Source organism: Roseiarcus sp. (assembly GCF_052145395.1).
In the GTDB taxonomy this organism is placed as follows: domain Bacteria; phylum Pseudomonadota; class Alphaproteobacteria; order Rhizobiales; family Beijerinckiaceae; genus Roseiarcus.
In genome coordinates, this window is record NZ_JBKQOT010000419.1 from 1 (window position 1) to 5,497 (window position 5,497).

The 5,497-nt window shown below is 67.8% G+C and carries 4 protein-coding genes and 1 pseudogene; 4 read left to right on the top strand and 1 reads right to left on the bottom strand.

Features of this window, described 5'->3' with window-relative positions; all coding sequences use genetic code 11:
• Nucleotides 1-188: 188 nt before the first annotated feature.
• From ACLP25_RS14110 to ACLP25_RS14125, 4 genes and pseudogenes are all read left to right on the top strand, one after another.
• Complete coding sequence (locus ACLP25_RS14110; protein WP_442469816.1) at nucleotides 189-1,580, top strand: cytochrome ubiquinol oxidase subunit I; 1,392 nt, start codon at nucleotides 189-191, stop codon at nucleotides 1,578-1,580.
• Between the two features lie 3 nt (nucleotides 1,581-1,583).
• Nucleotides 1,584-2,597, top strand: a complete 1,014-nt coding sequence (gene cydB, locus ACLP25_RS14115) for a cytochrome d ubiquinol oxidase subunit II (protein WP_442469817.1) — start codon at nucleotides 1,584-1,586, stop codon at nucleotides 2,595-2,597.
• Nucleotides 2,598-2,783: 186 nt separating this feature from the next.
• A complete protein-coding gene (locus tag ACLP25_RS14120) occupies nucleotides 2,784-3,410 on the top strand; it encodes an alpha/beta hydrolase (RefSeq protein ID WP_442469818.1) in 627 nt (208 codons plus the stop codon).
• Nucleotides 3,411-3,477: 67 nt separating this feature from the next.
• Nucleotides 3,478-5,037, top strand: a pseudogene (locus tag ACLP25_RS14125) (fatty acyl-CoA synthetase).
• 256 nt (nucleotides 5,038-5,293) lie between these two features.
• Here the strand turns inward: ACLP25_RS14125 and ACLP25_RS14130 are convergent.
• On the bottom strand, nucleotides 5,294-5,497 hold a 204-nt coding region (locus ACLP25_RS14130; RefSeq protein WP_442469819.1), incomplete at its 5' end, for a transposase domain-containing protein.

Genomic DNA, 5,497 nt, shown 5'->3' on the forward strand with positions numbered 1-5,497 from the left:
GGGCTGCCCCTCCCCCCCCGGCGCGGGGGGGCGACGGACGTCAGGGCTTCTTGTGACCGATGTTTTGCGCCGCGGGTTTTCGCAAATCGCGCGCGCCGCCTCCGAAAAGCCGCCGCTGAGGCTGGACTTGTCATGAACCGCCGATAGGGTGGGCGCGTAGTCGTTCTTTCGCCTGAGGGGGCTTTCGCGTGCATCTCGATCCGCTGTTGCTGTCGCGGCTCCAGTTCGCCTGGGTCGTGGCGTGGCACTTCCTCATGCCGGCCTTCACCATCGGCCTCGCCTCGTTCATCGCCGTGATGGAGGGCCTGGGCCTTTTCACCGGGCGTGACGTCTACCTCCGCATCTCGATCTTCTGCACCAAAATCTTCGCCGTCTCGTTCGGCATGGGAGTCGTTTCGGGGATCACCATGCCGTTCCAGTTCGGCACGAACTGGAGCCGGTTCTCCGACGACGTCGCCGACATCATCTCGCCGCTGCTCGGCTACGAGGGCCTGACGGCGTTCTTTCTCGAGGCGGCCTTCCTCGGCGTGCTGCTGTTCGGCCGGAAGCTCGTGCCGCCCTGGGCGCACTTCTTCGCCGCGCTGATGGTCGCGCTCGGAACGCTCGCCTCGACCTTCTGGATTCTTGCGACCAACTCCTGGATGCAGACGCCGGCCGGCTTCGAGATGGTCGACGGGCGGTTCCAGCCGAAGGACTGGCTCGCGATCATCTTCAACCCGTCGTTTCCCTACCGCTTCGCTCACGTCGTCACGGCCGTCTACATCACCACCGGCTTCGTCGTCGTCGGCGTCGCGGGCTGGTGGCTGCTCAACCGGCGCTTCTATCAGGAGGCGCGCACGATGCTGTCGATGACGCTATGGCTCTTGACCGTGCTCGTGCCGCTTCAGGCGCTCATCGGCGACCAGCATGGCCTCGACACGCGGAAGTACCAGCCTGCCAAGCTCGCCGGGATCGAGGCGATCTGGGACGGCGGCCGCCGCCTGCCCTGGGTGGTCTTCGCGATTCCCGACGACGCCGCGGCGAGGAACCTCTACGAGATCTCCATCCCGCTTCTCGGCAGCCTCATTCTCACCCACGATCCGGACGGCGAGGTCCGCGGCCTCAAGGATTTCCCCCCGGAGGACCGGCCCCCGGTCCCCGTGCCGTTCTTCGGCTTCCGCATCATGCTGGCCTGCTGGGGGCTGATGTTCTTGACGGTGATCTTGAGCTGGTGGCTGCGCTTCAGGGGCGAGCTCTACGACGCGGACTGGTACCATCGAGTCTGCGTCTTCGCCGCCCCGCTCGGCTTCATCGCGGTCATCGCCGGCTGGGCGACGACCGAGGTCGGCCGGCAGCCTTGGACGGTCTACGGCCTCTTGCGCACGGCTGATTCCGTCTCGCCGTCGCTGACGGGAGCGGACGTGACGGTGTCTCTTCTGGGCTACACCGTCGTCTATCTCGTGATGTTCGCGGCCGGCGTCGCCATGATGGTCCGCATCTTCGGGCGGGGCCCGACGGCCGCCGAGACGCCGGACTTCATCGAAGGCGGCCGGCCGATAGCGCCTGTCAACGCCCTGCCGCGCGCCGGATCGGAGGGGTGAGCCATGAGCGCCTATGTTCTCGATCTCGTGCCGATCTGGACCCTGATCCTCGGCGTCGGCGTGTTCCTCTACGTGCTGCTCGACGGCTTCGATCTCGGCGTCGGCATCTTGTACGGCTTCTTGCCCGACCGTCAGTCGCGCAACCTGGTGATGAACGCGATCGCGCCCGTCTGGGACGGCAACGAGACTTGGTTGATTCTCGGCGGCGTCGCGCTGCTGGCGGCTTTCCCGCTCGCCTTCGCCATCATTCTGCCGGCGGTGTACTTCCCGCTCATGCTCATGCTGCTGGCCCTCGTCTTCCGCGGCGTCGCCTTCGAGTTCCGCTATCGCGACGCCGACCATGTCGGCTTCTGGGACCATGCCTTCTGCTACGGCTCGGCGCTCGGCGCCTTCGCGCAAGGCGTTGTGCTCGGCGCCTTCATCCAGGGTTTCGAGGTCGGCGGGCGGCATTTCGCCGGGCATTCGCTCGACTGCTTCACGCCCTTCTCTCTGCTCACCGGCGTCGCCCTGATGTTCGGCTACGCGCTGCTCGGCGCGGGCTGGCTGGTGCTCAAGACGGAAGGGCCGCTGCAGGATCTGGCCCGGCGGCTCGGCCGCTACGCCTTCCTCGGCGTGCTCGTCGCCATCGTCGCGGTGAGCCTCTGGACGCCTTACGTCCACCCCCACATCGCCGAACGCTGGTTCTCCTGGCCGAACATCGCCTGGCTCGCGCCCGTGCCGATCGTGACCGCGCTGGTGGCGCTCGCCGAGTGGCGGGCGCTCAACAACCGCTCGGAGGCCGCGCCCTTCGTCTGGGCCGTCGCGCTCTTCGTGATGTCGTATCTCGGTCTCGCGATCAGCCTCTTCCCGATGATCGTGCCGTACAAGTACACGATCTGGCAGGCCGCCTCGTCCGAGGCGACGCAGGCGTTCCTCCTCGTCGGCGTGCTCGTCCTTCTGCCGGTCATTCTGCTCTACACCGCCTGGTCGTACTGGGTGTTCCGCGGCAAGGTCCGGGCGGACATCGGGTATCATTGAGGCCTGATCCCTCGCGCCCGGTGAAGGAGGAAAGGCGCCGCCCGTCGGCAGACAGTCGTCATTTGTCGCCTTATGGGTTAAGGGACGGCGCCGACCTTGGATGTTTCAAGAGGCCCCTTATCCGGCGCCTTCATGCCACCTTCTTTCCGCCATCGCGGGAAGAAGCGAAACAGGGAACCGTCCTGCATGTCTTCCACGCCCGAAAGCCTGGTCATCCTTCTGCACGGCGTCGGCGCCGACGGCGCCAACCTGGTTCCGCTCGGCGAGGCGCTGAAGGGCTTCCTGCCCGACGCGCTTTTCGTATCGCCGGACGCGCCGAACCTGCTCGACGGCGGCGGCGCCGGCCGGCAGTGGTTCAGCGTCGTCGGCGTCAGCGACGGCAATCGGGCGAGACGCATCGTCGAGGCGCGCGCCGATTTCGACCGCGTCGTCGCGCGCGAGATCGACAAGGCCGGGTTCGGCGGCCGGCTCGACCGCGTGGTCTTCGTCGGCTTCTCGCAGGGCGCGATCATGTCGCTCGACGCGCTCGTCGACGGGCGCTGGCCGGTCGCCGCAGTCGTCGCGGCGTCCGGCCGGCTGGGCGCGCCGATCGGGCCGAAGCCCGCTTCGTCCACGCCCGTGCTCATCCTCCATGGCGAGCGCGACGACGTCATTGCGGCCGCGGAAGCTCCGCGGGCCGCGCGCCTTCTCGAGGGCGCGGGTTTCGCCGTCGAGACGCATGTCTATCCCGGCCTCGGCCACGGCGTGTCGCCCGAAGGGCTTCAGGCGGCCGGCGCGTTTCTGGCGCGGGCGCTGAAGCGTCCGAGCGCCTGATTTACAGGGCCGTTTCTCCCCCGTAGCTTGGCGCCAAGCGCGCAAACTTCGCCTTGAGGGAGGAGCCATGGACCCCAGTCTTCGCCGACAGACGCTCGCCGACACCTTGCGTCGCAGCGCTGAGCGCGTTCCGGACCGGCTCGGCCTCGCCTGCGGGGCGACGCGCTGGACCTACCGGGAGTTCCATGCGGCGTCCGAGCGGCTGGCGGCGGGGCTCGCGGCCCGCGGGATCGGCCGGAGCGACCGGGTCGCCGTGCTCGCCCGCAACTCCCACGGCTTCGTCGCCCTGCGCTACGCCCTCATGCGGCTCGGCGCCGTGACGGTTCCGATCAACTTCATGCTGCAGGCCGACGATGTCGCCTTCATTCTCGAGCACTCCGGGGCGCGCATGCTGGCCTGCGACACCGGCATGGCGGACGTCGCGCGGAAGGCCGCCGCGCTCGCGCCCTCTTTGAGCGAATTCCTGTGGCTGCCCTCCGAGGAGGAGACGGCGCCGGTCGAGGGCATGACGAACGTCCTCGCGCTGATCGAGGCGGGCGGCGAGCCGCCCTCCGACGGACCCGACAGTTTCGACGTCGCTCAGATTGTCTACACCAGCGGCACCGAGTCGCGCCCCAAGGGCGTGCAGCTGACCCACGACGCGATTCTCTGGCAGTACGTGAGTTGCATGGTCGATGCGGCGATCTCGGGCGGCGACGTGACCGTGCACGCGCTGCCGCTCTACCACTGCGCCCAGCTCGACGTGTTCCTCGGGCCGTCCATTTACGCCGGCGGCGTCAACGTCGTCACGGCGAAGCCGGTTCCGGACACCATCTTCCGCCTCATCGAGCGCGAGCGGGCGACCTCGTTCTTCGCGCCGCCGACGGTGTGGATCTCGATGCTGCGCTCGCCCGCCTTCGACGGCGCGGACCTGTCGAGCCTCACCAAGTGCTAGTACGGCGCTTCGATCATGCAGGTCGAGGTGATGCGCGAGATGGCGCGGCGGATGCCGAACGTGCGGCTTTGGAACCTCTACGGCCAGACCGAGATCGCCCCGCTCGCGACGCTGCTCGGACCGGAGGACCAGCTGCGCAAGCCCGGCTCCTGCGGCCGTCCCGCGCTCAACGTCGAGACGCGCGTGGTCGACGACGCCATGCGCGACGTGAAGCCCGGCGAGGTCGGCGAGATCGTCCATCGCTCGCCGCACCTGATGACCGGCTACTACAAGGACGAAAAGCGCACGGCCGAGGCTTTCCGGGGCGGCTGGTTCCATTCGGGCGACCTCGCGACCGTCGACGAAGAGGGCTACATCAGCGTCGTCGACCGCCAGAAGGATATGATCAAGACCGGCGGCGAGAACGTCGCCAGCCGCGAGGTCGAGGAGGCGATCTACCGCCTCGAGGGCGTCTCGGAAGTCGCAGTGATCGGCGTGCTGCATCCGCACTGGGTCGAGGCGGTGGTCGCGGTGGTGGTGCCGAAGGACGGGGCGATCCTGAACCAGAATGAGGTGCTCGACCACGCCCACAAGGTCTTGGCCGGGTTCAAGGTCCCCAAGCGCATCGTGATCGCTGACGCGCTGCCGAAGAACCCGAGCGGGAAAATTCTGAAGCGGCAGTTGAGGGAGGAGCACAGCGAGGCCTTCGGGTGAGCGCGCGGGCCGCGGCTCGTTGCGCTCAATCAAACTCGTCACGCTATTGTCCAGAGTACGCCTTAGGCGTAGTTTTACGTTCGTGGATTATATATTCGATCCGGCCAAGGACGGCGCCAACCGGGTGAAGCATGGCGTGTCGCTGTCGCTGGCGGAGGTTCTGTTGTACGCCTCCGAGATCCACCCGGGTGGACGCCTCCGAGATCCACCCGGGTGCGGGTTGGCAGCGGCAGTGACTGCGACGGGCTGTGGCTGATTATGCGGCGACGGCGGTCGTGACGCGGGCGGGGGCGTCCTGGCGGGCGTTCCAGGCCCTCGGCAACAGGTCGCCATCCTGGTGGGCGGAATGGTCGGGCAGCCTGGCGAGGACGTCGGCGAGCCAGGCGCGCGGGTCGACGTCGTTGAGCTTACAGGTCTCGATCAGCGAATAGACGGCTGCGGCGCGCTTGCCCCCTTCGTC